The organism is Pseudomonas sp. microsymbiont 2, from assembly GCF_054788395.1.
On the sequence record NZ_CM139112.1, the window covers coordinates 1,132,696 to 1,158,070 of the forward strand.

At 65.7% G+C, this 25,375-nt stretch carries 22 protein-coding genes; 11 read left to right on the plus strand and 11 right to left on the minus strand.

Going from position 1 to position 25,375, the window contains the following annotated elements; translation table 11 throughout:
- Both ACYUME_RS05185 and ACYUME_RS05190 read left to right on the plus strand, forming a co-directional pair.
- Nucleotides 1-702 (plus strand): lipopolysaccharide kinase InaA family protein, encoded by a 702-nt coding sequence (locus ACYUME_RS05185; RefSeq protein WP_460418235.1) that lies wholly within the window; start codon nt 1-3, stop codon nt 700-702.
- The gene (locus ACYUME_RS05190; protein WP_279887202.1) at nt 699-932 is read left to right on the plus strand and encodes a hypothetical protein; all 234 of its coding nucleotides are present in this window, start codon (nt 699-701) and stop codon (nt 930-932) included. The genes ACYUME_RS05185 and ACYUME_RS05190 overlap by 4 nt, the downstream gene beginning before the upstream one ends.
- Before the next feature lie 1,037 nt (nt 933-1,969).
- Here the strand turns inward: ACYUME_RS05190 and ACYUME_RS05195 are convergent.
- The 9 genes from ACYUME_RS05195 to ACYUME_RS05235 form a co-directional block, all read right to left on the minus strand.
- On the minus strand, nt 1,970-5,023 hold the full coding sequence (locus tag ACYUME_RS05195; protein ID WP_460418236.1) for a multidrug efflux RND transporter permease subunit: 3,054 nt from the start codon (nt 5,021-5,023) through the stop codon (nt 1,970-1,972).
- Between the two features lie 13 nt (nt 5,024-5,036).
- Nucleotides 5,037-6,179 carry an efflux RND transporter periplasmic adaptor subunit gene (locus tag ACYUME_RS05200; RefSeq protein WP_460418237.1) on the minus strand — a complete coding sequence of 381 codons (1,143 nt, stop codon included), beginning with the start codon at nt 6,177-6,179 and terminating at the stop codon, nt 5,037-5,039.
- 228 nt (nt 6,180-6,407) lie between these two features.
- Nucleotides 6,408-7,505, minus strand: coding sequence for a DUF1513 domain-containing protein (locus ACYUME_RS05205; protein WP_279888968.1), 1,098 nt, complete (start codon nt 7,503-7,505; stop codon nt 6,408-6,410).
- Between the two features lie 2 nt (nt 7,506-7,507).
- Entirely contained in the window at nt 7,508-8,572 is a 1,065-nt protein-coding gene (locus ACYUME_RS05210) for an imelysin family protein (RefSeq protein ID WP_279888969.1), read from the minus strand.
- An 18-nt stretch (nt 8,573-8,590) separates the two neighbouring features.
- Nucleotides 8,591-10,012: a di-heme oxidoreductase family protein gene (locus tag ACYUME_RS05215; protein WP_460418238.1), complete on the minus strand. Its 1,422-nt coding sequence runs from the start codon at nt 10,010-10,012 to the stop codon at nt 8,591-8,593.
- A 302-nt stretch (nt 10,013-10,314) separates the two neighbouring features.
- Nucleotides 10,315-11,652: an imelysin family protein gene (locus tag ACYUME_RS05220; protein ID WP_279887244.1), complete on the minus strand. Its 1,338-nt coding sequence runs from the start codon at nt 11,650-11,652 to the stop codon at nt 10,315-10,317.
- A gap of 160 nt (nt 11,653-11,812) precedes the next feature.
- Nucleotides 11,813-13,864 carry a putative bifunctional diguanylate cyclase/phosphodiesterase gene (locus tag ACYUME_RS05225; RefSeq protein ID WP_279887246.1) on the minus strand — a complete coding sequence of 684 codons (2,052 nt, stop codon included), beginning with the start codon at nt 13,862-13,864 and terminating at the stop codon, nt 11,813-11,815.
- A 321-nt stretch (nt 13,865-14,185) separates the two neighbouring features.
- A complete protein-coding gene (locus tag ACYUME_RS05230; RefSeq protein WP_279807731.1) occupies nt 14,186-14,782 on the minus strand; it encodes a superoxide dismutase in 597 nt (198 codons plus the stop codon).
- A 263-nt stretch (nt 14,783-15,045) separates the two neighbouring features.
- On the minus strand, nt 15,046-15,645 hold the full coding sequence (locus ACYUME_RS05235; RefSeq protein ID WP_279887248.1) for a LysE/ArgO family amino acid transporter: 600 nt from the start codon (nt 15,643-15,645) through the stop codon (nt 15,046-15,048).
- A 125-nt stretch (nt 15,646-15,770) separates the two neighbouring features.
- On the opposite strand from ACYUME_RS05235, the gene ACYUME_RS05240 reads away from it, so the two are divergent.
- From ACYUME_RS05240 to ACYUME_RS05255, 4 genes are all read left to right on the plus strand, one after another.
- Nucleotides 15,771-16,661 (plus strand): LysR family transcriptional regulator ArgP, encoded by an 891-nt coding sequence (locus ACYUME_RS05240; RefSeq protein WP_279887250.1) that lies wholly within the window; start codon nt 15,771-15,773, stop codon nt 16,659-16,661.
- Nucleotides 16,662-16,710: 49 nt separating this feature from the next.
- Nucleotides 16,711-17,706 carry an NAD-dependent epimerase/dehydratase family protein gene (locus tag ACYUME_RS05245; protein WP_460418239.1) on the plus strand — a complete coding sequence of 332 codons (996 nt, stop codon included), beginning with the start codon at nt 16,711-16,713 and terminating at the stop codon, nt 17,704-17,706.
- 87 nt (nt 17,707-17,793) lie between these two features.
- The gene (locus tag ACYUME_RS05250) at nt 17,794-18,618 is read left to right on the plus strand and encodes an ATPase (RefSeq protein ID WP_279887254.1); all 825 of its coding nucleotides are present in this window, start codon (nt 17,794-17,796) and stop codon (nt 18,616-18,618) included.
- Between the two features lie 135 nt (nt 18,619-18,753).
- Entirely contained in the window at nt 18,754-19,335 is a 582-nt protein-coding gene (locus tag ACYUME_RS05255) for an acyl carrier protein phosphodiesterase (RefSeq protein ID WP_279887256.1), read from the plus strand.
- 72 nt (nt 19,336-19,407) lie between these two features.
- On the opposite strand, the gene ACYUME_RS05260 is transcribed toward ACYUME_RS05255, so the two are convergent.
- Both ACYUME_RS05260 and olsB read right to left on the minus strand, forming a co-directional pair.
- A complete protein-coding gene (locus ACYUME_RS05260; protein ID WP_279887258.1) occupies nt 19,408-20,190 on the minus strand; it encodes a lysophospholipid acyltransferase family protein in 783 nt (260 codons plus the stop codon).
- On the minus strand, nt 20,190-20,945 hold the full coding sequence (olsB, locus tag ACYUME_RS05265; RefSeq protein ID WP_279887260.1) for an L-ornithine N(alpha)-acyltransferase: 756 nt from the start codon (nt 20,943-20,945) through the stop codon (nt 20,190-20,192). The genes ACYUME_RS05260 and olsB overlap by 1 nt, the downstream gene beginning before the upstream one ends.
- A gap of 133 nt (nt 20,946-21,078) precedes the next feature.
- Between olsB and ACYUME_RS05270 the strand changes: the two genes are divergently transcribed.
- From ACYUME_RS05270 to ACYUME_RS05290, 5 genes are all read left to right on the plus strand, one after another.
- Nucleotides 21,079-22,020: an acyl-CoA dehydrogenase middle domain-containing protein gene (locus ACYUME_RS05270; protein WP_460418240.1), complete on the plus strand. Its 942-nt coding sequence runs from the start codon at nt 21,079-21,081 to the stop codon at nt 22,018-22,020.
- A 130-nt stretch (nt 22,021-22,150) separates the two neighbouring features.
- Nucleotides 22,151-23,227, plus strand: a complete 1,077-nt coding sequence (locus ACYUME_RS05275) for a serine hydrolase domain-containing protein (RefSeq protein ID WP_460418241.1) — start codon at nt 22,151-22,153, stop codon at nt 23,225-23,227.
- The gene (locus tag ACYUME_RS05280) at nt 23,224-23,520 is read left to right on the plus strand and encodes an amidase (protein ID WP_460418242.1); all 297 of its coding nucleotides are present in this window, start codon (nt 23,224-23,226) and stop codon (nt 23,518-23,520) included. The genes ACYUME_RS05275 and ACYUME_RS05280 overlap by 4 nt, the downstream gene beginning before the upstream one ends.
- A 44-nt stretch (nt 23,521-23,564) precedes the next feature.
- Nucleotides 23,565-24,146, plus strand: coding sequence for a YceI family protein (locus ACYUME_RS05285; RefSeq protein WP_460418243.1), 582 nt, complete (start codon nt 23,565-23,567; stop codon nt 24,144-24,146).
- 1 nt (nt 24,147) lies between these two features.
- Nucleotides 24,148-25,305: a phospholipase D-like domain-containing protein gene (locus ACYUME_RS05290; protein ID WP_279887270.1), complete on the plus strand. Its 1,158-nt coding sequence runs from the start codon at nt 24,148-24,150 to the stop codon at nt 25,303-25,305.
- Nucleotides 25,306-25,375: the final 70 nt, after the last annotated feature.

Sequence of the window (25,375 nt, forward strand, 5' to 3'; positions counted from 1 at the left end):
ATGGCGGTAGCCCAGAAAGAGTCCAGCCAGTTCGCGTATTACTGGCAGCAGCAGGGGGAGTGGGTCGAAGAGCCCAACCAACGGCGTGGCGGTGAAAGTGGCGTGCAGCGGCTGAGCGACGCCGACGGCCACTTGCTATATGCCAAGCGCCAGGTTGGGCATATCTATCGCAGCCTGCTGCATCCGTTCGGGCGGCCGACGGTGCTGCGTGAGCTCGATGCCCTGCACAGTTTCGAGCAGCTCGGGGTGCGGGTACCGCGCATCGTCTATGCCGGTGCCGAGCGTGACGACGATCACCAGTGGCGTGCGCTACTGGTGAGCGAGGCGCTGGATGGGTTCGTCGACCTGGACACCTGGCACGCCGGAGGTGCCCGCGAACGCTATGCGCAGGTGGTGCACGAGCGCATGCTCAAGGACCTGGCCGACAACCTGGCGCGCATGCACCTGGGGCATTGGCAGCACGGCTGTCTGTATGGCAAGCACGTGTTCGTCAAGGTGATCGGCGAGGGTGAGCAGGCCCGGGCCGAGGTTGCGTTGCTGGATCTGGAGAAGTGCCGGCGACGTATTCGTTGCCAGCGAGCGGCGTACAACGACCTGCGTCAGTTGCGGCGCCATTCGTCGTTCAACGACGCGGAATGGCAGACTTTGCTCTACTTTTACCAAATGGCGTTTGGCAGCGCTGTCAAAGGGTTAGAGCAATGAAACTAGAAATCGCTCGAGCTTTGTTCCTGGTGGCGGCGTTGGCGGTCACGACCGCGGCGGCGGCGGCCTGGGAGCAGCCTAGGCCAACGGTGTTCAGCAAGGCTGAGGTCGGTGGGGTGTGTGCTGCGCCTCGTGAGGTGAAACCTGGGCAGGTGGCGCGGGCTGAGCCGGATCATGATCTTTTGTTGTTTCTGTTTGGGATGAAGCAGGGGCTGCGGCCGTTTGGTTGATGTCTGGTCTGGTTTTCGGGCGCCAGGGGTTTATAGATGAACTTCTGGCGTTTTTGCATTCTGTGGTTTGTTGGTTTGTTGGTTTGTTGGTTTGTGGGTTTGTTTTGAAAGTTGTATGCGCATTCATTTGCGATGTCGACGCATAGTCACCTTTCCGCCCTTACGGCGGGTCACTTTTTGTCAAACGCGACAAAAAGTAACCAAAAAACGCTGCGCTCCATTCATCCGGCCCTACGCTTCGCTCCGGGTTCCCTCACTCCGGCCTTGCTCCCGGGAGGACCGCGCTGAACGGCCCATCCTGGGCCGCAGCGCTTGACGGGCATCCATGCCCGTCACCTCCCTCCGCAAGTCCTGCGTTCGGCCTCCTGAAGTCGCGAAGTTACAGGCGGCGACTGGGCTGGCGCAGCTGACGCTAGTTGCAGGTGTGTGATCTCAAGTCCGTATTCGCGGGTAAACCCGCTCCCACAGCGTTATGCATGCTTTCAACTCCCACCACTCTCCTGTGGGAGCGGGTTTACCCGCGAAAGGGCCGGGCCAGAACAACCAATATATAAATAACTGCCAAGAGCTAATTTAAAGTTTCTGCTCTTGCTCTTGCTTCTAAGCGCGCGATAGTCCAGGCGCCGCCAATTGCGACTTCAGGAGGCCGAGTGGAGTTCTTGCGGAGGGAGGTGACGGGCATGGATGCCCGTCAAGCGCTGCGCCCCAGGATGGGGCGTTCAGCGCGGTCCTCCCGGGAGCAAGAACGGAGCGAGGGAACCCCGGAGCGCAGCGTAGGGGCCGGATGATGGAGCGCAGCGTTTTTTGGTTACTTTTTGTCGCGTTTGACAAAAAGTGACCCGCCGTAAGGGCGGAAAGGTGACTGTGCGTCACCATCGCCAATGAATGCGCATAAAAAAATCAAAACAATCACTCTGAAACCAGAACCAGAACCAGAACCAGAACCAGAACCAGAACCAGAACCAGAACCAGAACCAGAACCAGAACCAGAACCAGAACCAGAACCAGAACCAGAACCAGAACCAGAACCAGAACCGTCAACCTTCCTTAACAACCCCCACCCCAACCCGCCCCCCTCTATGCGCCAAAACGGTATAAATACAGGGCAACACAAACAACGTGAACAAAGTCCCAACCGACATCCCCGTGGCTATCACGATCCCGATATCGAACCGGCTGACCGCCCCAGCCCCGCTGGCCAGAATTAGCGGCACCATGCCGAACACCATGGCCGCGGTGGTCATCAGCACCGGCCGCAGGCGAATCGCGGCGGCCTCTTCGATGGCCTCGCGAACCCCAAGCCCACGTTCATCGCGCAGCTGGTTGGCAAACTCGACGATCAGAATCCCATGCTTGGTGATCAGCCCGATCAAGGTCACCAACCCCACTTGCGTGTAGATGTTCATGCTCGAAACCCCAAGGAACAGCGGTAACAACGCCCCGCAGATGGACAGCGGCACGGTCACCAGAATCACCAGCGGATCCCGGAAACTCTCGAACTGCGCCGCCAGCACCAGAAAGATCATCGCCAGCGCCAGGCCAAAGGTCGCCCACAACGCGCTACCCTCCTGGACGAACTGCCGCGCCGTGCCGGCATAGTCCATCGAGAAGCCCTCCGGCGCTTCCTCCCGGACGATGGCGCGCACCGTGTCCAGCGCCTCGCCCATGCTCACCAACGGAACCCCCTGGATGATTGCCGAGTTCAATTGCTGGAACTGGTTGAGCTGGCGTGGCCGGGCGCGATCGCTGAGCGTGATGAGCGTCGACAGCGGCAGCAACTGGTTCTGGTCGTTCTTCACGTAATAGCTGTTCAGCCAACCAGGATCGGCGCGGTAGGGACGCTCGACCTGGGCGATGACCTTGTAGCTGCGGCCTTCCAGGGTGAAACGGTTGATTTCCGCCTCGCCCAGCAAGGTTGCCAGGGTGCCGCCCAGGACATCCATCGACACCCCCATCTGCGCCGCCTTGGCCCGCTCGATATCGACCACCACCTCGGGCTTGTCGAACGCCAGGTCGATGTCGAGGAAGGCGAACTTGCCCGAGGCCTGGGCGCGCTCCTTGACCCGCTGGGCCACATCCAGCAGCGCCGGATAGTCGCCGGCGGTATTGATCACGAACTGGAACGGCAGCCCCTCGCCGGTGCCGGGCAGCGAGGGCAGGTTGAAGCCGAAGATCTGCAGACCGCCGATCTGCTCGAGCTCGGCCTGCACCAGCGGCAGCAGCTGCATCTGCGTGCGCTCGCGCTCGTTCCACGGCTTGAGCAGGAAGCCACCGATGCCGCTCTGCACACCATTGAAACCGTTGATCTGGAACGACGAGTAGTACTCTGGAAAACGCTTGAACAACGGGGTGAACTCATCGGTATAGGCGTTGAGGTAATCGAGGTTGGCGGTCTGCGGCGAGCTGCTCATCATGAAGATCACCCCCTGGTCCTCGTCCGGCGCCAGTTCGTTGCGGGTGAACATCAGCAGCAGCGGAATCAGGCACAGGATCAGCACGGCGAACACCAGCACCACCGGACGGCTGTCCAGGGTGCCGTGCAGCAGGCGCTGGTAGCGCACCTTGAGGCTGTCGAAGATCAGGTCCAGGCGATGGGCCAGGCCGCTGGGGTTCTGCTCGTGGCGCAGCAGCAGCGCGCACATCATCGGCGACAACGTCAGGGCCACGACCCCGGAAATCACCACCGCGCCGGCCAGGGTCAGGGCGAACTCCTTGAACAGGGCGCCGGTCAGCCCGGTGAGAAAACCGATCGGCGCGTACACCGCCGCCAGGGTGATGGTCATCGACACTACCGGCAGGGCGATTTCGCGGGCGCCTTCCAGGGCTGCCTCGGTCGGCGTCTTGCCTTCCTCGATATGGCGGTGGATGTTCTCCACCACGACGATGGCGTCATCCACCACCAGGCCGATGGCCAGCACCATGGCCAGCAGCGTCAGCAGATTCAGCGAGTAGCCCATCATCTGCATGAAGAACAGCACCCCGATCATCGACAGTGGGATGGTCACCACCGGGATCACCACCGAGCGCAGGGCGCCGAGGAACAGGAACACCACGACGATGACGATCAGCACCGCCTCGCCGAGGGTCTTGATCACCTCGTCGATCGAAGCCTGGATGAACAGCGTGGCGTCGTAGGCAATGGACACCTTCAGGCTCGACGGCAGCTCCTCCTCGAGCTGCGGCATGATGCGCCGCACCTCCTTGATCACCTCCAGCGGGTTGGCCGCCGGGGTGGCCTTGATGCCGATGTACACCGACGGCGTGCCGTCGAACGAGCTGACCGTGTCGTAGTTTTCCGCGCCCATTTCGATGCGCGCCACATCGCCTAGCAACACCCGGCTGTCGCCGTCGGTCTTGACCGGCAGGGCGGCGAAGGCCTCGGCGGACTTGAGCTCGGTGGTCGCGTTGATGCTGGTGACCACGTATTCGCCCTTCACCTCGCCGGCGGCGGAGAGGAAGTTGTAGCGGCGCACGGCGTTGGTCACGTCCACCGCCGACAAGCCGAAACCGGCGAGCTTCACCGGGTCGATCCAGATGCGCATGGCGAACAGCTGGTTGCCGAGGATCTCGGCTTCGGCCATGCCCGGCAGGGTGGCCAGCTTGGGCTGGATCACCCGCGACAGGTAGTCGGTGATCTGCGGGTTGCTCATCTCGTTGCTGTAGAAGCTGATGTACATCAGCGCCGAGGCGTCGGCCGCCTCCTTGCTCAGCACCGGGTCCTCGGAGTCCTGGGGCAGTTTGTTGCGCACCTCGTTGGCCTTGGCCAGCAACTGGGTGAACAAGCGGTCGCTGTCGGCGCCGATGCGTGCATAGACGGTGATCACCGAGAAGTTCTGCCGGCTTACCGAGGTCATGTAGTCGATACCGTCGGCGCTGGCCAGGCTCTGCTGCAGCGGCTGGGTGATGTAGCCCTGGATGGTCTCGGCGTTGGCCCCGGGGTAGGCGGTGGTCACGGTGATCAGGGCGTTTTCCATCTGCGGGTACTGGCGGATCTGCAGCTTGTTCCAGGCCTGCAGGCCCAGCAGCAGGATCAGCAGGCTGACCACGCAAGCCAGCACCGGGCGACGGATGAACGGGTCGGTGAACGCCATGGCCGCCTCCCGTTCAGTCCGCGCCCGGCGCGGCGGGCTTGAGGGCGGTGTCGGCATTGATACGGATCGCCGCGCCTGGGCTGAGCTTGAGCTGGCCAGCGGTGACCACCTGATCGCCGGCCTGCAGGCCCTTGCTCACCACGACCCAGCCGTCGCGGCGCTCGCCGGTCTGCACGGTGCGCTGCTCAGCGATCAGCTGCGGCTGCCCCTCGGTGTCGTGCTGCGCCTGACCGTCTTCGGCCTTCTTCTGGCTGACGACATACACCGAGTTGCCATACAGCGTGTAAGTGATGGCGTTTTCCGGGACCACCACTTGTTGCCTGGGATCGGGCAGCAGCAGCCGCAGGCTGGCGAACATGCCTGGCAGCAGCTTGCCGTCCGGGTTGGCCAGGGTGGCGCGTACCAGCAGGTTGCGGGTGCTTTCCTCGACCTTGGGGTTGATCGCGCTGAGGCTGGCGGGGAAGGTCTGCTCCGGATAGGCGGCCACCTGTACCAGCACCTGCTGGCCGAGGCTCAGGTGCGGCAGGGCCTGTTCGGGCACGTTGAAGTCGACGTAGAGGCTGGACAGGTCCTGCAGGGTGGCGATCACCGTGCCGCTGGGCAGATAGGCGCCGATATCCACCTGGCGGATGCCGATGGTGCCGCTGAACGGCGCGCGGATGCTTTTCTTCGCCAGCGAGGCCTTGAGCTGATCGACCACCGCCTGGTTGCGTCGATACTGGGCGGTCAGGCGGTCGTATTCGCCACGGGAGATGGCCGAGTCGCCGACCAGCTGGCTGCCGCGGCCGAAGTCGACCTTGGCCAGCCCCAGGTCGGCCTGGGCGGTGCCGAGCAGGGCGGTCTCCTGGTCGCTGTCCAGTTGCAGCAGCAACTGGCCGGCCTTGACCTGCTGGCCCGACTCGAAGTGCAGCGAGCTGACCGTACCGGCGACTTCCAGGCTCAACTCCACGCCCTGATAGGCCTTGAGGCTGCCGACCGCCGGCAGACGCTCCTGCCACTGGCGCAGCTCGGCCTGGGCCGCGGCGACGCTGACCGGCGGCTTGGGCTGCGAGAACATCTGCACCTGCTTGTAGATGGAAAAGGCCTTGATGCCCCCCAGGATCAACACGATCAGCAGGACGATGGCCAACATGATCAGCATGCGGCGGCGCAACATGGTCCGGTTCCCTGGATGTGGGTTTGTTATTCATCGGGCACGACCACGGGCGATCCGGCCCACGTGCGGTGGGGGAAAGTATTGTCGGTTTTTGCGAAAAGGGGAGGGATAAACGTGTGCCGGCCAAATCGCGGGGCAAGCCGCATCGGCGCACCGCCGCTCCCACGTCAGACCGTGGGAGCGGCGGTGCGCCGATGCGGCTTGCCCCGCGATAGCTTTAACGACAAATCAGACCAGATGCAGGTGGTTGTCCCAGAAGCCTGACGGCAGGTCCATCGGCTGGCCGATCAGCTGCGCCTTGCGGCAATCGTAGAACCGGCAACGCCCCTGCCCGGAGGTAACGACGAAGCCATCCTTCACGGCCCCGACCCCGGCGCAATCGGGCATCGGCGCGTCGAGCTTCACCGCGCCGCTGTCCAGGTCCCAGATGAACAGGCGGTTGGCCCGCGGCGCGGTCAGGGCCACCAGGCGCAGGTCGCTGTGAATGGCGACGCTGGCGGTGTACTGGGCCATCGATTGCAACTGCCGCTCCGGCACCGGGAAGGCCTTGAACGCCTCGCCCGGGCGCTTGATCGCCAGCAGCTCGGCGGTCTCCTCCGAGCTGCCCATGAACTGCTGGCAGGCGGCGATGGTGCCATCGTCGCCCACGGCCAGGTGGCGCACGCTGTTCATCTGCTGGGCCAGGGTCTCCTTGCTCAGCAGGGTGCCGTCGCGCTGCATCAGCACCAGGCTCGGCTGCATGGCGTCGAGGTTCATCTCCACCCGGCTTTCGGCTTCGGTGCGGATGCCGCCGTTGGCCACCACCAGTGTCTCGCCGTCCGGCAGCCACGCCACCTCGTGGGGGCCGATGCCATGGGTCGGGATCTCGCCGGTATGCACCAGGCGCTGGCCTTCGAAACGATAGACGCCGAGAACGCCACGCCCCGGATCGGTGGTGTCGTTCTCGGTCGCGTACAGCCATTCACCGCCCTTGTGGATCACCGCGTGGCCGTAGAAGTGGCGGTTCGGCTGCGAGGCGATGGTCTGCAGCAGACCCCCGTCGCGCAGGTCGATCAGGTAGCTCTCGGTCCCGGGGCGACGGGCGACGAACAGGGCGATGGGCAGTTCGGGATGGTTGATGATCGCGTGACAACGCTGGGCCACCTGAGTGCTGAACACCTCGCGGCCGTCCAGGCGGAACCCGACGGCATAGTGCCTGCCGTCGCCATCGTCGCGCGCCGAGAGCAGCAAGGGTTCGCCGCCTTTGCCGCGAAACAGGCTCCAGCCGCCCAGGGTGAGGGCGCTGAGCAATACGCTACCGAGTTTCAGGGCCTGGCGTCGCAGCATGATCAGTCACCGTCGTTGGCGTTGAAGCCCAGCTGGATGTTCAACGCCTTGGCCAGCTCGCCCTCGTGCAGGCGGTGGACGACGTTGAGCGCGTCGTAGATCTGGTTGAGGGTCTGCTTGCCGGCGTCGTTGGCCAGCAGCTCGCCCAGGGTTTCCTGATTGTCGGCCAGCAGTTTGATCGCGGTAGCGTAGGCATCATCGATCTTCTGCGCCAGTGCCGCCTGGTCCTTGCCCAGCAGGCCGCGCAGCCCCTGGTTGTCGACCCCGGCCCAGACGGTCTGGGCAGCCTTGAGCGAGGCTTCCAGGCTCTTGATCGACGAGTGGCTGCGCCAGGCTTCGGCCTGCAGCGGCTGGGCGATGCCCTTGCTCTGGCGGCCCATCGGCGCGCCGAGCTTCTTCTTCAGGGTGTCCAGGGCGGTGACCTGGGCACGCAGCAGGTCGGCGATCGCCTCATGGGAGTCGGCGTAGCGCTGGTTGGGGAACTTGGTCATCTGCGACAGCATGCCGTCGGTGCTGTTCCAGCCCTTGAGGATTTCCTCGGCCAGGGCTTTCTGGTGTTCGCCGATGGCGACCAGCAGCGGGCAGTAGCGGGCTTTCTGTTCGGCGCTGGCGATGTCCGGCTTGCTGTCGAACAGGATGTATTCGTAGGCCGACAGGCCACGCACCACCACGCTGGCCTTGCCCAGCGACTCGGCGGTGACCGCCTGCTCGCCGTTGACCAGTTGCTCGACCTGACGGCCGACCAGGTTCTTCTTGTCCGGCCAGAACTGCACCTGCCATGGGCGATTGCCCTCGGCCAGCGGGCCGACCAGCAACGGCTGCAGCTCGGCCCAGGCTTTCTGCGCGTTGAGGAAGTCGGCGCGGGCGGTTTCCAGGTTCTGCTTGCCTTCGCAGTAGGCCAGGGCGCTGGCGGCCAGCGCACGGTCTGCTTCGACCCAGCGGCTGTAGGTCGGCAGGATCACCTGCTTGGCGATGGCGGCGGACGTCACGGCCTGCGGGTCCTGCGGCGAGCAGGCGCCGAGGGCGAGTGCGGCGAGGCTGGTGAACAACAGTTTGGGTCGGAACATGCCGGCTCCTTGCGCGTTTTAAAGTGAGTTCAGGAAGGCCAGCAGCGCGGCGCGCTGCTCGGCGTTGAAGGTCAGTACCCGGTCGCGTGCCGCCTGGGCTTCGCCGCCGTGCCAGAGCACGGCCTCGAGCAGATTGCGGGCGCGACCGTCGTGAAGGAACTGGCTGTGGCCGCTGACGGTTTCGCTCAGGCCGATGCCCCACAGCGGTGGCGTGCGCCAGTCCTGGCCGTTGGCGGCGAACTCGGTGCGCTCGTCGCTCAGGCCAGGGCCCATGTCGTGCAGCAGCAGGTCGCTGTAGGGGCGGATCACCTGGCCGGCGAGCTCCGGCTCGGCGGCATCGGCGGCGGTGGTGAACTGTGGGGTGTGGCAGCTCTGGCAGCCGGCCTGGAAGAACAGGTTCTTGCCCGCCAGCACCTGCGGCGCAGCGACGTCACGACGAGCAGGTACCGCGAGGTTGCGGGCGTAGAAGGTGACCAGGCGCAGGATGTTGTCGCTGACCTCCTTTTCGCCGTTCTGGCCATCGCCATTGGGCGCTGCCAGGCAATCGACCTGGGCCGGCGTGCAGTCGTCCTTCGGTTGCAGGGTGGAGGTCAGGCCCATGTCGCCGACGAAGGCATGCACGTTCTGCTGGTTGACGTTGGGTTGCCCGGCCTTCCAGCCGAAGCGGCCGACCACGGTCTTGCCCAGGGCATCGTCCCACACTCGGTTGGCCCGGCCACGGATGCCGTCGCGGTTGCGGTCGTCCGGGTCTTCGTTGGCCAGGATGTCGGCTTCGGGGATGGCTTCGAGCAGGCCCAGGCCGATCATCGGCGGGGCGACGCGAGCGGAGAAACGGGTGTCCGGATGCATCGGACCGTAGCCGAGCTGGGTGATCTGCAGCGTGGGGCGGCGCAGTTCGACCTGGTGGCCGTCCTTGAACGTCACGCTGTGGTTGTCGTAGGTCACCCGTACCTTGCCCTCCGGCGCCACGCCGGGGATGGCCATGTCCTGCAGCTGCGTGCCGTAGACCGGCTCGGGGATCACGCCCAGGCGTTCGATCTCGCGGGCGTAATAGGGCTGGTCGGGAATCGACAGGCGCACCAGCATCGACACCGCGTTGCTGTCGCCCGGCTCCGGCGGGTGGCCGCGGCCGTCGCGCACGTGGCAGTTCTGACAGGCGTTGGTGTTGAACAGCGGGCCGAGGCCGTCGCGGGCGGTGGTGGTGGCTGGGGCGATCACCCAGGGGTTGCGGAAGAAACTGTTGCCCACAGCGAAATCCAGGCGTCGCTCGGCGCTGAGGTTGGCCGAGGGCAGCGAATAAGCGTTGCGATCGCTGCGCTGCACCGTTGCCTTGCCGCCGGAGAGGGCTTCGCCGGGCTCGGCCTGGGTGAAGCGCGGAGCGTCGTCACAGGCGGCGAGGGCGAAGGCCAGCAGCAGGGGGCTTAGGCGGAGCAAGGACATCGAGGATCCTGGGCATGGGCGAAAAACCGGCGTGCAAGCTTATCAGGCCGGCTGTTTTTGAATAAGAGCAATTTGCAATTGCCAGATGAAATCGCCGTCAGTTGGCCTTATCGGCGAGCGCGGTACCTGTAGGAGCGGCCTTGTGTCGCGAAGCGGCCCCAGCAATCGTTGTGTCAACGCCGACATCCTGGGGCCGCTTCGCGCCCCTTTCGCGACACAAGGCCGCTCCTACAGGGGGAGTTGGTGGTGCGGAAAAACAAAAAGGCGGCCCGAAGGCCGCCTCTGCTGAACCGTGACGCTGATCAGAACTCGTGATCGGCGGTGTCCGGGTTCAGGTTGTCGATGCCCAGCTTGCCCGCGGCCTGCTCGATCGCGCCGGTCTGCTTGACCAGCGAGGCGATGGCGTCACGCACGATCTGGTTGCCGGCGGCGTTGTCGGCGGCGATCAGCTGGTCGTAGTGCTCGCCCTTGAGGGCGTGGTCGACGATCACCTGGATCTTGGCCTCGGTGGCCTCCAGGTCGGCCTTGAGCGTGGCGTCGGTAGCCGGGTCGGCCTTGGCCACCAGCGACGACAGGCTCGGGCCAGTCATCTTGGTGCCGTCGACACGGGTGTACTCGCCCAGGTAGACGTTGCGGATGCCCTTGGCGTCGTAGAAGTGCGAGTAGTGGGTGTTGTCGCTGAAGCAGTCGTGCTCGTCTTCCGGCGAGTTGGCCTCCAGCGAGACCTTCATGCGCTCACCCGCCAGTTCGCCCAGCGACAGGCTGCCCATGCCGAACAGCATCTTGCGCAGGCCGTCGTTGGCCGGCTCGCCCTCGAGGGTGGCGCGGTAGTTGTCGGCGACGTTCGGCGCCCAGTTGCCGACCATCTCCTCGAGGTCCTTGACCAGCAGGTCGGTGACCGCCTTGAGGTAGGCACGGCGACGGTCGTTATGCCCGCCCGTGGCACCCTTGCCTTCCAGGTAGTCGGAGGCCGGACGGTTGCCCGCACCCGGGCCGGTGCCGTTGAGGTCCTGGCCCCAGAGCAGGAATTCGATGGCGTGGTAGCCGGTGGCGACGTTGGCCTCCGAACCGCCCAGCTCGTTGAGCGTGGCGAGCTTCTCGGGGGTGATGTCCTTGACGTCGATCTTGTCCTCGCCGACCTGGATCTCGGTGTTGGCGATGATGTTGGCGTTGGCTGCCGGGTTGCCCAGGGCGTGCTCGTAGCTCTTGTCGACGTAGTCGATCAGGCCTTCGTCCAGGGGCCAGGCGTTCACCTGGCCTTCCCAGTCGTCGATGATGGTGTTGCCGAAGCGGAACACTTCGCTCTGCAGGTACGGCACGCGAGCGGCGACCCAGGCGTCACGGGCGGCCTTCAGGGTCTGGTCGTCGGGCTTGGCGAGGAACGCGTCGACGGCGGTCTGCAGTTGCTTGGCGGTGCTCAGCGAGTCGCTGTACACGGCATGGACCATTTCGGCGTAATGCTTGACCACGGCCTTGGCGGCGGCTTCGTCGACAGCGCCCGGCGTTGCGGTGCTGGTGCTGGCGGCGGCAGGTGCCTGGGCTTGCGGCGCGGCGGCCTTGTCATCCTTGCCTTCGCCGCAGCCGGCGAGAGCGATGGCGATGGCCAGCAGACTGGCGGAGGCCAGAGGCATTCGAATCATTGTTGGTTTCCTGCGTCGTGTGGTTGGACCATGGGGTGGACCGTGCGCCGTGGCACGCGAAACCGTGACATCATGCGAAAGATTTGCATTTGCTGTAAAGGGCCGGGCGCGCATTTCATGCAAACGCCCGTTTGCCCCGCATCGCCAAGGTGGCCGGGGGTTACAGCGCGGACACCTGGTCGCGTTGCGCCTGCTTGAGGAAGTGCGTCAGCTCGCGTGCCGACAGCGGCTTGCTGTAGTGGTAGCCCTGACCTTCATGGCAGCCCTGGGCGATGATGTAGCTCTCCTGCTCGGCGGTTTCCACGCCTTCGGCGATCACCTGCATGCCCAGGCTCTTGCCCAGCTGGATGATGGCGCGAACGATGGTGGCGTCGTCATCGTCGTCGAGCAGGTCCTGGACGAAGCTCTTGTCGATCTTGATCTTGTCCAGCGGCAGCGACTTCAGGTAGCTGAGCGAGGAGTAGCCGGTGCCGAAGTCGTCGATGGCGATCAAGGCGCCGGAGCGGCGCAGGCTCAGCAGGTGCTGGGCGGCGGTGCTGATGTCTTCCATCAGGCCGGTCTCGGTGACTTCCAGCTCCAGGCTGCGCGGTGGCAGGCGGTAGGCCTGCAGCAGGTTGTTGACCACCCGCGGGAGCTCATTGTGGTGCAGCTGCACGGTGGACAGGTTGACCGCCATGCGCAGCTCGCCGAAGCCCAGGTCGTGCCATTCGCGCAGTTGCCGGCAGGCCTGGTCGAGCACCCATTCGCCGATGCTGATGATGCTGCCGTTCTGCTCGGCCAGGGGGATGAACTGGTCGGGTGGCACCATGCCCAGCTCCGGATGCTGCCAGCGCAGCAGGGCTTCGACGCCGACCACGCGGTGGTCGCGGTAGCTGATCTGCGGCTGGTACACCAGATATAGCTGGTTGCGCGGCAGCGCTTCGCGCAGGTCCTTTTCCAGCTCGCGACGCCGGCGCATCTCGCTGTCGACGCTGGCGATGTAGAACTGGTAGCGGTTGCGCGAGCGGGCCTTGGCCAGGGTCATGGTCTGCTCGGCCTTCTGCAGCAGCTTCTCGGTGCTGTCGCCGTCCTCGGGGAACAGGGTGATGCCGATGGTGGCGCGCAGGCGGATCTGCTGGTGGTCGAGGTCGAAGGGCGCCTCGAGGTCGTCGAGAATGCTCTGCGCCAGTTCGGCGGCTTCGTAGGGTTGCTCGATGTTGGCCTGGACCAGCGCGAACTGATCGCCGCCCAGGCGCGCGAGGGCGCCCAGGCGGCCGCTGTGGGCGCGCAGGCGGTCGGCCAGGGCCAGCAGCAACTGGTCGCCGACCTGGTAGCTGAACTGTTCGTTGATACCCTTGAAGTCGTCCAGCCCTACGCACAGCACGGCGACGCGGCGTTGCAGGCGGCCGCCGTCGACGAGGATCTTGTCCAGCTGTTGCTGCAGCTGCTGGCGGTTCGGCAGGCCGGTGAGAAAATCGTACTGGGCCATGCGCTGCAGGCTGTTTTCCGCCTCGTGGCGCAGGTGGGTGTTGCGCTCGATGGAGGCCAGCAGCTGGTTGGCGGTGTTGACCCAGATGCCCAGTTCGTTGCGCTCATGCCCTTTGAGCTGGGGGATCTGGTGCTGGCTGGGGCGGTCGGGGTTGATCTGGGTAAGGTGCTCGATGATCTTCGACAGCGGCTTGGTCAGCAGCCAGTGATAGACCAGGTACAGCACCAGGCCCATGGCCAGGGCGCGCAGGACACCCGAGACGAAGATGATCACGGCATTGACCAGGAAGTCCTTGCCATAGCGCGAGGTGTCGAGGGTGATGCTCAGGTCGCCGTAATACTCGCTGTAGGGGCCGCGACCGACCAGTTGCGTGGTGTAGGTGCGCTCCTGGCCGAGAATCAGGTCGGTCAGCCAGCGCATGGCCATGTCCTGCATCGGGCGGGATTTCTCCGCCAGCATGGTTTCGTTGGGGTGGCCGATGGAGGCCATGCGCACCGACTCGTCCTGGAACAGGCCTTCCATTACCTGCATGCCCATTTCCCGGTCAAGGCTGTACACGGCCTGCGTCGAGGGATCGCGGAACATGTCGAGGATGCGCTGGGCATCGTTGTTCACGGCCTGGCGTGTCTTGTAACCGTCGTAGACGATCTGCGCGCAACTGAGCACGACGCCGACAGCCAGTGCCGAGAGCAGCACGACCCTGAGCAACTTGACCGATAAGCTGTGCCGAAATTCCAGCTTCAATGGGGTTTCCTTAATCCATGCGCATGCCATTATTTTGCCATCAACCATGGCGACAGACTATCGACCGAGTGCCGCACCAGGCAACACGTCTATCGACGTATCGGCCCTTGGCCCTGTATCGGTTGAGCGGTCATGCGACTTGAGTGCGCTGCGTCAACTTTCCCGAAGGTTGATGTTAGCGCGCAATGCGGCCTGAGCAAGAGCACGAAGGTGGGGATGTCGCGAATTCAACCGGTCGGGTCCTGGCCTGCGCGCGCAGGCCGATCGCCGGCCACAAAAAACCCGGCGCGAGGCCGGGTTCCTTGTACAAGGCCGCGGTGATCAGGCCTTGAAGGTCTTGCCTTCGAACTGCTCGGCAACGAACTTCCAGTTGACCAGGTTCCAGAACGCCTCGACGTACTTCGGACGCAGGTTGCGGTAGTCGATGTAGTAGGCGTGTTCCCAGACGTCGCAGGTCAGCAGCGGGGTGTCGCCGCTGGTCAGCGGGTTGCCGGCGCCGATGGTGCTGGCCAGGGCCAGGGAACCGTCGGCCTTCTTCACCAGCCAGCCCCAGCCGGAACCGAAGGTGCCGACCGAAACCTTGGTGAACTCTTCCTTGAACTTGTCGAAGGAGCCGAAGGCGGTGTTGATGGCCTCGGCCAGGGCGCCGGTCGGCTGGCCACCGGCGTTCGGTGCCAGGCAGTTCCAGTAGAAGGTGTGGTTCCAGACTTGAGCGGCGTTGTTGAAGATACCGCCCGAAGAGGTCTTGACGATCTCTTCCAGGGTCTTGCCTTCGAATTCGGTGCCTGGGACCAGGTTGTTCAGGTTCACGACATAGGTGTTGTGGTGCTTGTCGTGGTGATACTCCAGGGTTTCCTTGGAGATGTGCGGCTGCAGGGCATCGTGGGCGTACGGCAGCGGCGGCAATTCAAAAGCCATGGTGGATCTCCTGATTCAGGTCTGTTTGCGGGTTGCGCGAGGCCTCACGGGTGGCCTTCTGAGCGTCGGCGAGTCTGTACTCTTTGCGACGCAAGGGCTGGATCATAGCACCGGGTCTTGCGCTTAACCACGCAACATCTGTGGGGAATAGAGGTTCCAGAGCGGTTGCCGGGGGGCGACAGACGGGATTCCGGCCGGCGATGTGCAATCCCTGTAGGAGCGGCCTTGCGTCGCGAAAGGGCTGCAAAGCAGCCCCTACAGGCTCAGTTGAGAATGAGCTGCGCGGCCACCGCGAACATCATCACCGCCACCATCAGGTCGAGCAGGCGCCAGGTCGCCGGGCGGGCCAGCCAGGGCGCGAGCCAGGCGGCACCGATGGCCAGGGTCGAGAACCACAGCAGCGAGGCGCTGGCGGCGCCCGCCACATAGGCGCCGGGCATGGTCTGCTGGGCGCCGAGCGAGCCGATCAGCAGCACGGTATCCAGGTACACATGGGGGTTGAGCAAGGTCACCGCCAGGGCGCTCAGCAGCACCGCGCGACGCGAGCGCTGACCCTGGCCTTGCTGATGCTGCAGGCTCTGCTTGGAAAAGGCGCTGCGCAACGCCTTGGCCCCGTACCAGATCAGGAACACCGCGCCGCCCCAGCGGGCGATGGCCAGCAGCGTCGGATTGTGCGCCAGCACGGTGGCCAGGCCGAACACACCGGCTGCCACCAGCAGGGCATCGCAGACGATGCACAGCGCCGCCACCGGCAGGTGATGCTCGCGGCGCAGGCTCTGCGCCAGGACGAAGGCGTTCTGCGCGCCGATGGCCATGATCAGACCGAAGGCCACCAGCATGCCGTTGAAGTAACTTTGCCACATAGCGCGAATGCTCCACTGGCGCCGGCGTTGTCGCCGGCGCGGACTGCCAAGAAAGAGGTGGCCATTGTCACGGCTGCGCCTGTATAAGAAAAACAAATAGACCTGATCAGTCATTAGAGAAATCGATGTTCGACTACAAGCTGCTCGCCGCCCTCGCCGCGGTGATCGAACAAGGGGGCTTTGAACGCGCCGCCCAGGTGCTGGGCTTGTCGCAATCGGCCATCTCCCAGCGCATCAAGCTGCTCGAGGCGCGGGTCGGGCAGCCGGTGCTGGTGCGCGCCACGCCACCGAGTCCGACCGAGGTCGGCCGGCAGTTGCTCAACCATGTGCAGCAGGTGCGCCTGCTCGAGCGCGACCTGCAGCGTCAGGTGCCGGCGCTGGACGAGGAGGGCATGCCCGAGCGCCTGCGCATTGCCCTCAACGCCGACAGCCTGGCGACCTGGTGGGCTGGCGCGGTCGGCGCCTTTTGCGCCGAACAGCAGGTGCTGCTCGACCTGGTGGTCGAAGACCAGGAGGTCGGCCTCAAGCGCATGCGCGCAGGCGAAGTGGCAGCCTGCCTGTGTGGCAGCGAGCGCCCGGTGGCCGGGGCTCGCAGCCTGCCGCTTGGATCCATGCGCTATCGGGCGCTGGCCAGCCCGGCGTTCATGGCGCGCTACTTCCCGGACGGCTTCGCGGTCGAACGGCTCACCCGTACCCCGGCGATCGTGTTTGGTCCGGATGATTTCCTGCAGCATCGCTATCTCGCTTCCTTGGGGGTCGAGGATGGTTTCCTGCATCACCTGTGCCCCTCGTCCGAAGGCTTCCTGCGCATGATCGAGACGGGCCTTGGCTGGGGGCTGGCGCCTGAGCGGCAGGTGGCCGAGCAACTGGCCCGGGGCGAGGTGGTGGAAATCTGCCGCGATACCCCTGTCGATGTGCCGCTGTACTGGCATCATTGGCGCAATGGCGGGCAACTGCTCGCCCAGCTGACCGACCACCTGCGCCATTCGGCGCGAGACTGGCTGGTGCCCTTGTAGGCGCGGCGGGCGTCAGTTGCATCCGAAATCTGGCAAGGCGGAGTCTTACATGCGAATTCTGGTCACCGGCGCGAGCGGCTTCATCGGCGGGCGTTTCGCGCGTTTCGCCCTGGAGCAGGGCCTGGAGGTGCGGGTCAACGGTCGGCGGGCGGAGGGCGTGGAGCATCTGGTCAAGCGTGGCGCGCAGTTCATCCCGGGCGACCTGGGCGACGCCGAGCTGGCGCGCCGCCTGTGCCAGGGGATGGATGCGGTGGTGCATTGCGCGGGCGCGATGGGGACCTGGGGACGTTATCAGGACTTCCACCAAGGCAACGTGGTGCTCACCGAAAACGTGGTCGAAGGCTGCATCAAGGAGCATGTGCGGCGTTTGGTGCACCTGTCGTCGCCGTCGATCTACTTCAATGGTCGCTCGCAACTGGACATCCGCGAAGACCAGGTGCCGCGTCGCTTCCACGATCACTACGCGCTGACCAAGCACCTGGCCGAGCAGAAGGTATTCGGTGCCCAGGAGTTCGGCCTGGAGGTGCTGGCCCTGCGCCCGCGCTTCGTCACCGGGGCGGGCGATGCCAGCATTTTCCCGCAGCTGATGCGCATGCAGCGCAAGGGCCGCGTGGCGATCATCGGCAATGGCCTGAACAAGGTCGACTTCACCAGCGTGCACAACCTCAATGAGGCGTTGCTCGGCGCGCTGTTCGCCGAGCAGGCGGCTCTCGGGCAGGCCTACAACATCAGCAACGGCCATCCGCTGCCGTTGTGGGACGTGGTCAACTACGTCATGCGCCGAATGCAGCTGCCCCAGGTCACCCGCTACCGTTCCTACGGCCTGGCCTACAGCCTGGCAGCGCTCAACGAGGCGGCCTGCCTGCTCTGGCCGGGGCGCCCGCAACCGACCCTGAGCCGCACGGCGATGCAGGTGATGAGTCAGGATTTCACCCTGGATATCAGCCGCGCCCGCCAGTACCTGGACTACCGGCCCAGGACCGATGTGTGGAGCGCGCTGGATGAATTCTGCACCTGGTGGCAGGCGCAGCCGGGCCAGCGCTGAACCTGTGGGCGCGATGATGGTCATCAGTGCGCCGCCCTGGCGGTTTATACTCATGCCTCTTTGCTACCACAGCGGTTGAATGTACTCATGCGTAACGACGCCCACGACGATTTCGACGACGTGCCCCCCCTGCGCGCCGGCACCCCCGATGACGATGAACTGCTGCCGGCCCATGTGGCCCGCAGCCGCCAGCAGGCCGCGCGGCCGCGCAGCAACGGCCCGCTGTGGGCCCTGCTCGGCGCGTCGTTCATTGCCCTGGCGGGACTTGGCTGGTGGAGCTTCCAGCAGATCTCGCTGATGGAGCAGCAACTGGTGGCCACCCAGGAAAGCTTTGCCCGCATCAGTGAAGAGGCCGCCGGGCGCCTGCAGGCGATCAGCGGCAAGGTCGATGCCAGCGAGTCCAGCGTCAGCACCGGCAGCGAGGCGCTGAAGCTGCAGATCCGCCAGCTGCAGGCCTCGCTGGCCGAGCAGGGCAAGCAGCAGCAGGGCGTCGCCGGCCAGGCGGGCGACCTGGGCAAGCGCCTGGAGCAGGTGCTGGCCGATACCCGCGAGCAGCAGAAGGCGGTGACCGAGCTGCAGAGTCAACTGCAGGCGCAGCTCAAGGCGGTCAATACCGAGCTGGCGGCGCTCAAGTCGGGCCAGGTGGATGGGGGCAAGCTCGATGGTCAGCTCAAGAGCCTGAGCAGCGACGTGGCGGCGCTGAAGAAACAGGGCAATCCGAGTGCGGCCATCGCGAGCCTGGAGCAGGATGTGCTGGTGCTCAAGAGCCAGCTCGACAACCGCTCGGCACCGTCGGCCAGCGGCGCTTCGGTGCAGGAATTCGATGCCTTCCGCGGCCAGGTGACGCGCAACATCAACACCCTGCAGAGCCAGATCCAGAACCTGCAGCAGCAGATCAACGCCCGGCCTTGAAGGGCATCCCTTTCAAGGTGTGTTCGCCGCTTGCAGTTGCGGCGGACACCTTGAGGCCCTGACGCGGCCAATAGCCCTCTCAGCGAGCAGCCCGCGCCATGACGGTGCCGGTCGGCGCGGTGCTAGACTGCCGCCATGAACTACCTCGCACACCTGCACCTGGGCGGCCCCGCGCCGCAACAACAGCTCGGCAGCCTGTACGGCGATTTCGTCAAGGGCGCGCTGGAGGGGCGGTTTCCGCCACAGCTGGAAGCCGCGATCCGCCTGCACCGACATATCGACAGCTACACCGACAGCCATCCGTTGGTGCTGGCGGCGCTGGCGCGTTTCCCGCGCGAGCGGCGGCGTTTTGCCGGCATCGTCCTGGATGTGTTCTTTGACCATTGCCTGGCGCGGCACTGGGGCGACTATGCGCGCCAGCCGCTGGCGCAGTTCACCGGGGACTTCTACAAAGTGCTGCTGGCCGAACCCGCGTTGCCGGGGCGCTTGGCACGGATCGCGCCGTTCATGGCAGCGGACGACTGGCTGGGCGCCTATGGTGACTTCGCCACCCTCGAGCAAGTGTTTAGCGGGATTGCCCGACGCTTGTCACGTCCGGAGGGGATGAACGGGGTGATGGTGGAGCTGGAGCGCCTGTACGAGCCGTTGCTGGCGGACTTTCGCGAGTTCTATCCGCAGTTGCAGGCGTTCGCGGCGGGGCAGAGGACGGACAGTTGATGCATCACTGGCCTCTTCGCGGGTAAACCTGCTCCCACAGCCTATGGGAGCGGGTTTACCCGCGAAGAGGTATCACGCCGCCTTGGCCTGGCGGCGCGGCGCGAAGTCCTCGATATCGAACAAGGCCTGATGAATCGCCTGCTGCGCCAGGAACGCCAGTGCCGCCCGTTCCTGGTCCTCGCTGGCGATCGGTGGCAGCAGGTGGATCACCACCTCGCCCCGGTCCTGGGCGAACAAGCGCAGCAGATGGGAAACCAGATCGTCCTCGCCAATGAACGGCGCGATCGGATCGGGCTCGCCTGCACGCAGGTACTGGATCGCCACCGGTTGCAGCGGAGTGCCCTGGTCGATGGCCCCGGCCAGCAAGCGCCCATGGAAGGTGCGCAGGGTGCGGCCGTCGGTGGTGGTGCCTTCGGGGAAGATCAGCAACGGGCGCCGCTCGCCCAATTGCTCGCCGATCTGCTGGCGCAGACGCTGGGCGTCACCGCCGCCACGGCGGATGAACAGTGTCCCTGCCTTCTCGGCCAGCCATCCGGCCACCGGCCATTGGCGTACCTCGGCCTTGGACAGGAACGACAGCGGGGCGAGCATGCCGAGCAGCGGGATGTCGGTCCACGACACATGGTTGCAGACCCACAGCATGGGGCGCGCCGGCAGCTCGCCGAGCACCCGGACCTCGAACGGCAAGGCGCCGACCAGGCGCTGCATGAACAGACGTGTCCAGCGCTGGCGGCGTTCGACCGAGGCACGCAGCCCCAGGCGTTCGCCGAGGGCGATGACACTGGCCATCGCCAGGCCCAGCGTCAGCACCGCGAGCAGTCGCAGCAGGCGGGCGCAGGCCCGCAGTCCCGGCATCAGACCGCCGCCTTGAAGTGGCGGGCGTAGCGCGGGCAGAGATCGTCACGCTTGAGCAGGATGAACACGTCGGCGACCTGGAAATCCTCGTCCCAGCACGGCTCGCCGCAGATCTTCGCGCCCAGGCGCATGTAGGCCTTGAGCAACGGCGGCATTTCGGCGATGACGTTGTTCGGCAGGGCCAGGCTCGGCAGCGGCTTCTTCGGTTCGGCCCGCAGGTGTTCGGTGCACAGGTAGCGCTCGCGCAGGCGCTGCATGATCGCATGGGCCTGCACGCCGCCGTCCTGCATGGGGATGCTCGCGCAACCCATCAGGTAGCTGTAGCGGCCCTCGTTGAGCACTTCGGCCAGTTCGCCCCAGAGCACGGCGATGGTGCCGCCGTTGCGGTAGTCCGGATCGACGCAGGTACGCCCCAGTTCGAGGATCGGCCCTTGCAATTGCAGCAGGCCGTGCAGGCTGAACTCCTCCTCGCTGTAGAAGCGGCCCAGGCTGCTGGCGGCTTGGTGGTCGAGCAGGCGGGTGGTGGCGACCAGCTGGCCGGTGGCCAGGTCGCGCACGCCGATATGGCGGCAGTGGATATCGTAGTCGTCCATGTCCAGGCCGTGTTCGGCGCCCTTGAGCTTGGCCTTGAATTCGGCGCTGAACACCTTGAAACGCAGGGCCTGTGCTTCCTGCAGGGCCGCGGCGCCGACCAGGCGCTCGGCTTGCAGACGGCGTTCAGTGCTGTTGTCGCCAGAGCGAGCGATCCGAGTCATTGCGAGTCTCCATAAGCCAGCCAAAGGGTTGCGGCCGGTCGGCTTTGTTGTGCAAAGTCAGCCTAGGTACGGCTGGTGTCACCCCCGTGAATCTTTGGTGATGCTTGCGTGACACCCCCACAAGGAGCTTGCGATGGCCTGGCTGCAACGACTCAACGACCCCTGGCGCCAGCCGCTGGCGGCGACCCTGGGCGAAACCTACGCGGCCACGCTCGAGCGCCTCGGCGCTGGCACGCCGCTCGAGCGCCTCGGCGCTGGCACGCCGCTCGAGCGCCTCGGCGCTGGCACGCCGTTCGAGCTGGCGGTGCTCGGTGGCCGGGCCATGGCCACGCCGGGGCTGGCCTTCCTGCTCGGCTACCAGGCGGCGCTACGTGTGCTGTGGCCCAGCGCGCCGGCCAGCCTGGGCGCGCTGTGCGCCACCGAACGGCGCAGCGTGCGCCCGGCGGACATGCACACCCGCCTCGATGGCTTGCGCCTGACCGGCAGCAAGGATTTCGTCACCGCGGGACTGGAGGCCGAATGGCTGCTGGTGGCGGCGCGCGACGAAGCAGGGGGCGAGCCGCCGCAGTTGCGGCTGGCGGTGGTCTACCCCGGCGAAACCGGCGTCAGCCTCGAAGCATTGCCGACCCTGCCGTTGATGCCGGAAGTCGGGCATGGCCGGCTGTCGCTGAAGGATGCCGCCTGCGAGTTGCTCGCCGGCGATGGCTGGGACGCCTACGTCAAACCCTTCCGCTCCCTCGAGGACCTTTATGTGCTGGCGGCCCTGGTGGCCTGGCTGCACGGTGTCGCCCAGGAGTGCGCCTGGCCCCAGGCATTGCGTCTGCGCCTGGTCGCGCTGCTCGCCGGTTGTGCCGAGGGCAGCCGGCAGTGTCCCGACAGCGGTGCCTGCCATTTGCTGCTGGGTGGATTGTTCGCTGAGCTTCAGGACCTGCGTGGCGAGATCGACCAAGCGCTGGCGACGGGGCCGATTCACTGGGCACAGCTCTGGCAGCGCGATCAGGGCGTGCTGGCGCTGGCCAGCGCTGCCCGTGAAAAACGCCTGGCCAAGGCCTGGGCTGCCGCGGGATTGTCATGAAAGCCTGAGAGGCTGGGGGAGCCGTTGAATCAGGGGCCGCTGGATGGCCCTTCGCGGGCAAGCCCGCTCCCACAGGTGGGGAGTCTGGGCAAGGCAGTTGCTTCCACACGGTCTCTGTCAGGCAATCATCATGAAGGTAATGCTGTTTTTCCTGGCCTTGGTTGTCTGCCCAGCCTGGGCCGAGGAATGGCCCGGTGCGCAATGGCCGGTCGACGATGGCAGCTTCGATTGGCAAGCGGTCGACAGTTACGCGTTCCCACGGCGCGACGCCGAGCGCGGTGGCATCCGTACCGATGCGCTGCTGATCATCCGTGACGGGCGCATCATTCATGAGCGCTACGCTGCACCCACGCGTGCCGAGACGCCCCATCTGACCTGGTCGGTGAGCAAGAGTGTGCTGGCCACGGTCATGGGGGTCGCCTATGGCGAGGGGCGCTTCAGGCTCGACGACCCTGCGGTCCGTTACTACCCGGCCTTGCAGGCCCATCCGGCGCTGTGCCTGGCCGACCTGTTGCATTGGGCCAGCGGGCTGGCCTGGCAGGAAGATTACGAATACGCGCCGTTGAAGTCGTCGGTGATCGCCATGCTCTACACCCGAGGCCATCGCGACATGGCCGGCTATGCCGCCGCGATGCCCGCCGCCAGCGAGCCCGGCAGGCGCTTCGCCTATTCCAGCGGTGACAGCAACCTGCTGGCGGCAGCGTTGCGTGGCATGCTCGAGCCTGGGCGCTACGCCGACTACCCCTGGCAGGCCCTGTTCACGCCGCTGGGCATCGACAGCGCCGTATGGGAGCGCGACGCCGAAGGCACCTATGTAGGCTCTTCCTATCTTTACCTGAGTGCGCGCGACCTGGCGCGCATCGGCCTGCTGATGCAACGCGGCGGACGCTGGCGCGACCAGCAGCTGCTGCCCGGGGACTGGGTGGCGTTCAACCGTGCCTTGTTCAGCACCGCCGAGCCCATCCCCGGCGAGGCCAACCCAGGTGGCCACTGGTGGCTGAACCAGCCGTTGCCCGGCCAGCCTAGGCCCTGGTCGGACGCGCCAGCGGATACCTTCGCCGCGTTGGGGCACTGGGGCCAGGCACTTTATGTGCTGCCCTCGCAGAGGCTGGTGATCGTGCGCTACGCCGATGACCGCGACGGCCGCTACAGCCACAACGAACTGCTCAGGCGGGTGCTGGCAACCCTGGCCGGGGAGGGCGCATGAAGCGGATCCTGCTGTTGTCACTGGCGCTGCTGCTGGCCTGGGCCTGGCACGAGCGCCAGGCGCTGGCGGACTTCCCGGGCATCCTCTCGGCCTATTCGGCCAAGGAGTACTGTTCGTGCCGATTCGTCATGGACTTCGATGCGGCGTATTGCCGGGGATATGTGAAGCAGTACCTGCCGTTGACCCGGCTCGACGAGGACGGCGCTCGGCGCCTGGTCACCGCCGAGGGGCTGGGCCAGCGCAACCAGGCGCAGTGGCAAGGCGCCCGCACGGGCTGCCGCTTGCTGCCGTGAAACCGTGCGGGTAAGGTTGACGGCCTTGATTCACAGGATTTCACATGTTCAAAGCCTCCCGTCTGCTACCCGCGCTACTGCTCGCCCTGTGCCTGCCCGCCCATGCCAACTGGCATCTGGACGGCGAGTCCTCGCGCCTGTCCTTCGTCACTGGCAAGAACGGCAACATCGCCGAGGTCAACCGTTTCCTGGTGTTGCACGGCAAGGTCGACCGCAAGGGCGGGGCCGAGGTGAGCATCGAGATGGACTCGATCAGCAGCGGTATCCCGCTGCGTGACGAGCGCATGCGCGATGAGCTGTTCGCGTTCGAGCAGTTTCCCGAAGCCCGTGTGCAGGCACAGATCGACCTGCGCCCGATCAACGACCTGGCCGATGGCGCGCAACTGGAGCTGCGTCTGCCGGTGAGCGTCACCCTGCATGGCCAGACGCGCAGCTACAACACCCTGCTGCTGGCCACGCGCCTGGACGAGCGGCGTTTCCAGGTGGTCACCCTGGAGCCGCTGATCCTGCGCGCCTCGGACTTCGGCCTGCTGCCGGGGCTGGAAAAACTGCGCAAGCTGGCCGGGCTCAAGTCGATCAACCCTTCGGTGCCGGTGAGTGCGGTGCTGATCTTCACCGCCCGCTGACATGCCGGGGCCGGTCTTCCCCTGGCGGGACGGCAACCAGTTCGAACTGCTGATCGACGGCCCCGAATTCTTTCCGCGCATGCTGCTGGCGATCGTGCGCGCCGAGTTCCAGGTCGACCTGGAACTGTACCTGGTCGAAGGGGGCGCCTGCGCCGAGGCGGTGGTCGAGGCCCTGGAGCAGGCGGCGGGCCGCGGCGTGCGGGTACGCTGCCTGTTCGACGACTACGGCTCGCTGGCGTTTCCCTCGACGCTGCGCGAACGCCTGCACAAAGCCGGGGTTCATCTGCGCTGGTACAACCGCCTGCGCTGGCGGCGGGGCTTGCGCAATCTCTATCGCGACCATCGCAAGTTGCTGCTGGTGGACGAACGCTGGGCGGTGGTGGGCGGAACTGGCATCACCGATGAGTTCTGGACGCCCGGCTCGGACACCAGCGATTGGCACGAAGTGATGGTACGCATGGAGGGGCCGATCGTCACCGACTGGCAACTGCTGTTCGACCGCCAGTGGCACGCCAACCAGCGGCGCACCGCCTGGCGACCGCCCGAGGGCTTCGGCCTGCCACGTCTGCCGCAGGTGCCAGCCCAGGGCCAGGGCATGGGCCGGGTGGCCTACGCCGACGCCCGCCAGCACAAGGACATCCTGCACGCGCTGGTGCGTGCCCTGAACAGCGGCCAGCGGCGCATCTGGCTGGCCACGCCCTACTTCCTGCCGACGTTCAGCGTGCGTCGTTCACTGCGCCGTGCCGCGCAGAAGGGCGTCGATGTGCGCCTGTTGCTGACCGGGCCGCGCACCGATCACCCGGCGGTGCGCTATGCCGGCCATCGTTACTACCCGAGACTGCTGCGTGCCGGGGTGCGGATCTTCGAGTACCAGCCGCGTTTCCTGCACCTGAAGATGGTGCTGGTGGACGACTGGGTCAGCGTGGGGTCGTGCAACTTCGATCACTGGAACCTGCGCTTCAACCTCGAGGCGAATGTCGAGGCACTCGACCCGCCGCTGACCGCGGCGGTCGCCGCCAGCTTCGCGCGTGACTTCACCCAGAGCCAGGAGGTCGACCTGACGGATTGGCATGCGCGCCCCTTGTGGTGGCGGGTGCAGCAGCGGCTGTGGGGCTGGCTCGACCGGCTGGTGGCCAATTTGCTCGACCGGCGCAGCTGACGACGTATTTCTCTGTCTGGCAAAGCAGACTATCGTGCTGGGATTGATCCCAAGCAATGGAAGGAGTGGA

Coding starts and splice junctions, on each gene's coding strand:
- ACYUME_RS05205 (WP_279888968.1), bottom strand. CDS start 7,505: ATGCTGCGACGCCAGGCCCTGAAACTCGGTAGCGTATTGCTCAGCGCC.
- ACYUME_RS05235 (WP_279887248.1), bottom strand. CDS start 15,645: ATGTGGCAAAGTTACTTCAACGGCATGCTGGTGGCCTTCGGTCTGATC.
- ACYUME_RS05290 (WP_279887270.1), top strand. CDS start 24,148: ATGCCGGGGCCGGTCTTCCCCTGGCGGGACGGCAACCAGTTCGAACTG.
- ACYUME_RS05210 (WP_279888969.1), bottom strand. CDS start 8,572: ATGTTCCGACCCAAACTGTTGTTCACCAGCCTCGCCGCACTCGCCCTC.
- ACYUME_RS05200 (WP_460418237.1), bottom strand. CDS start 6,179: ATGTTGCGCCGCCGCATGCTGATCATGTTGGCCATCGTCCTGCTGATC.
- ACYUME_RS05215 (WP_460418238.1), bottom strand. CDS start 10,012: ATGTCCTTGCTCCGCCTAAGCCCCCTGCTGCTGGCCTTCGCCCTCGCC.
- ACYUME_RS05260 (WP_279887258.1), bottom strand. CDS start 20,190: ATGCCGGGACTGCGGGCCTGCGCCCGCCTGCTGCGACTGCTCGCGGTG.
- ACYUME_RS05185 (WP_460418235.1), top strand. CDS start 1: ATGGCGGTAGCCCAGAAAGAGTCCAGCCAGTTCGCGTATTACTGGCAG.
- ACYUME_RS05275 (WP_460418241.1), top strand. CDS start 22,151: ATGAAGGTAATGCTGTTTTTCCTGGCCTTGGTTGTCTGCCCAGCCTGG.
- ACYUME_RS05255 (WP_279887256.1), top strand. CDS start 18,754: ATGAACTACCTCGCACACCTGCACCTGGGCGGCCCCGCGCCGCAACAA.
- ACYUME_RS05270 (WP_460418240.1), top strand. CDS start 21,079: ATGGCCTGGCTGCAACGACTCAACGACCCCTGGCGCCAGCCGCTGGCG.
- ACYUME_RS05280 (WP_460418242.1), top strand. CDS start 23,224: ATGAAGCGGATCCTGCTGTTGTCACTGGCGCTGCTGCTGGCCTGGGCC.
- ACYUME_RS05195 (WP_460418236.1), bottom strand. CDS start 5,023: ATGGCGTTCACCGACCCGTTCATCCGTCGCCCGGTGCTGGCTTGCGTG.
- ACYUME_RS05250 (WP_279887254.1), top strand. CDS start 17,794: ATGCGTAACGACGCCCACGACGATTTCGACGACGTGCCCCCCCTGCGC.
- ACYUME_RS05240 (WP_279887250.1), top strand. CDS start 15,771: ATGTTCGACTACAAGCTGCTCGCCGCCCTCGCCGCGGTGATCGAACAA.
- ACYUME_RS05220 (WP_279887244.1), bottom strand. CDS start 11,652: ATGATTCGAATGCCTCTGGCCTCCGCCAGTCTGCTGGCCATCGCCATC.
- ACYUME_RS05230 (WP_279807731.1), bottom strand. CDS start 14,782: ATGGCTTTTGAATTGCCGCCGCTGCCGTACGCCCACGATGCCCTGCAG.
- olsB (WP_279887260.1), bottom strand. CDS start 20,945: ATGACTCGGATCGCTCGCTCTGGCGACAACAGCACTGAACGCCGTCTG.
- ACYUME_RS05245 (WP_460418239.1), top strand. CDS start 16,711: ATGCGAATTCTGGTCACCGGCGCGAGCGGCTTCATCGGCGGGCGTTTC.
- ACYUME_RS05285 (WP_460418243.1), top strand. CDS start 23,565: ATGTTCAAAGCCTCCCGTCTGCTACCCGCGCTACTGCTCGCCCTGTGC.
- ACYUME_RS05190 (WP_279887202.1), top strand. CDS start 699: ATGAAACTAGAAATCGCTCGAGCTTTGTTCCTGGTGGCGGCGTTGGCG.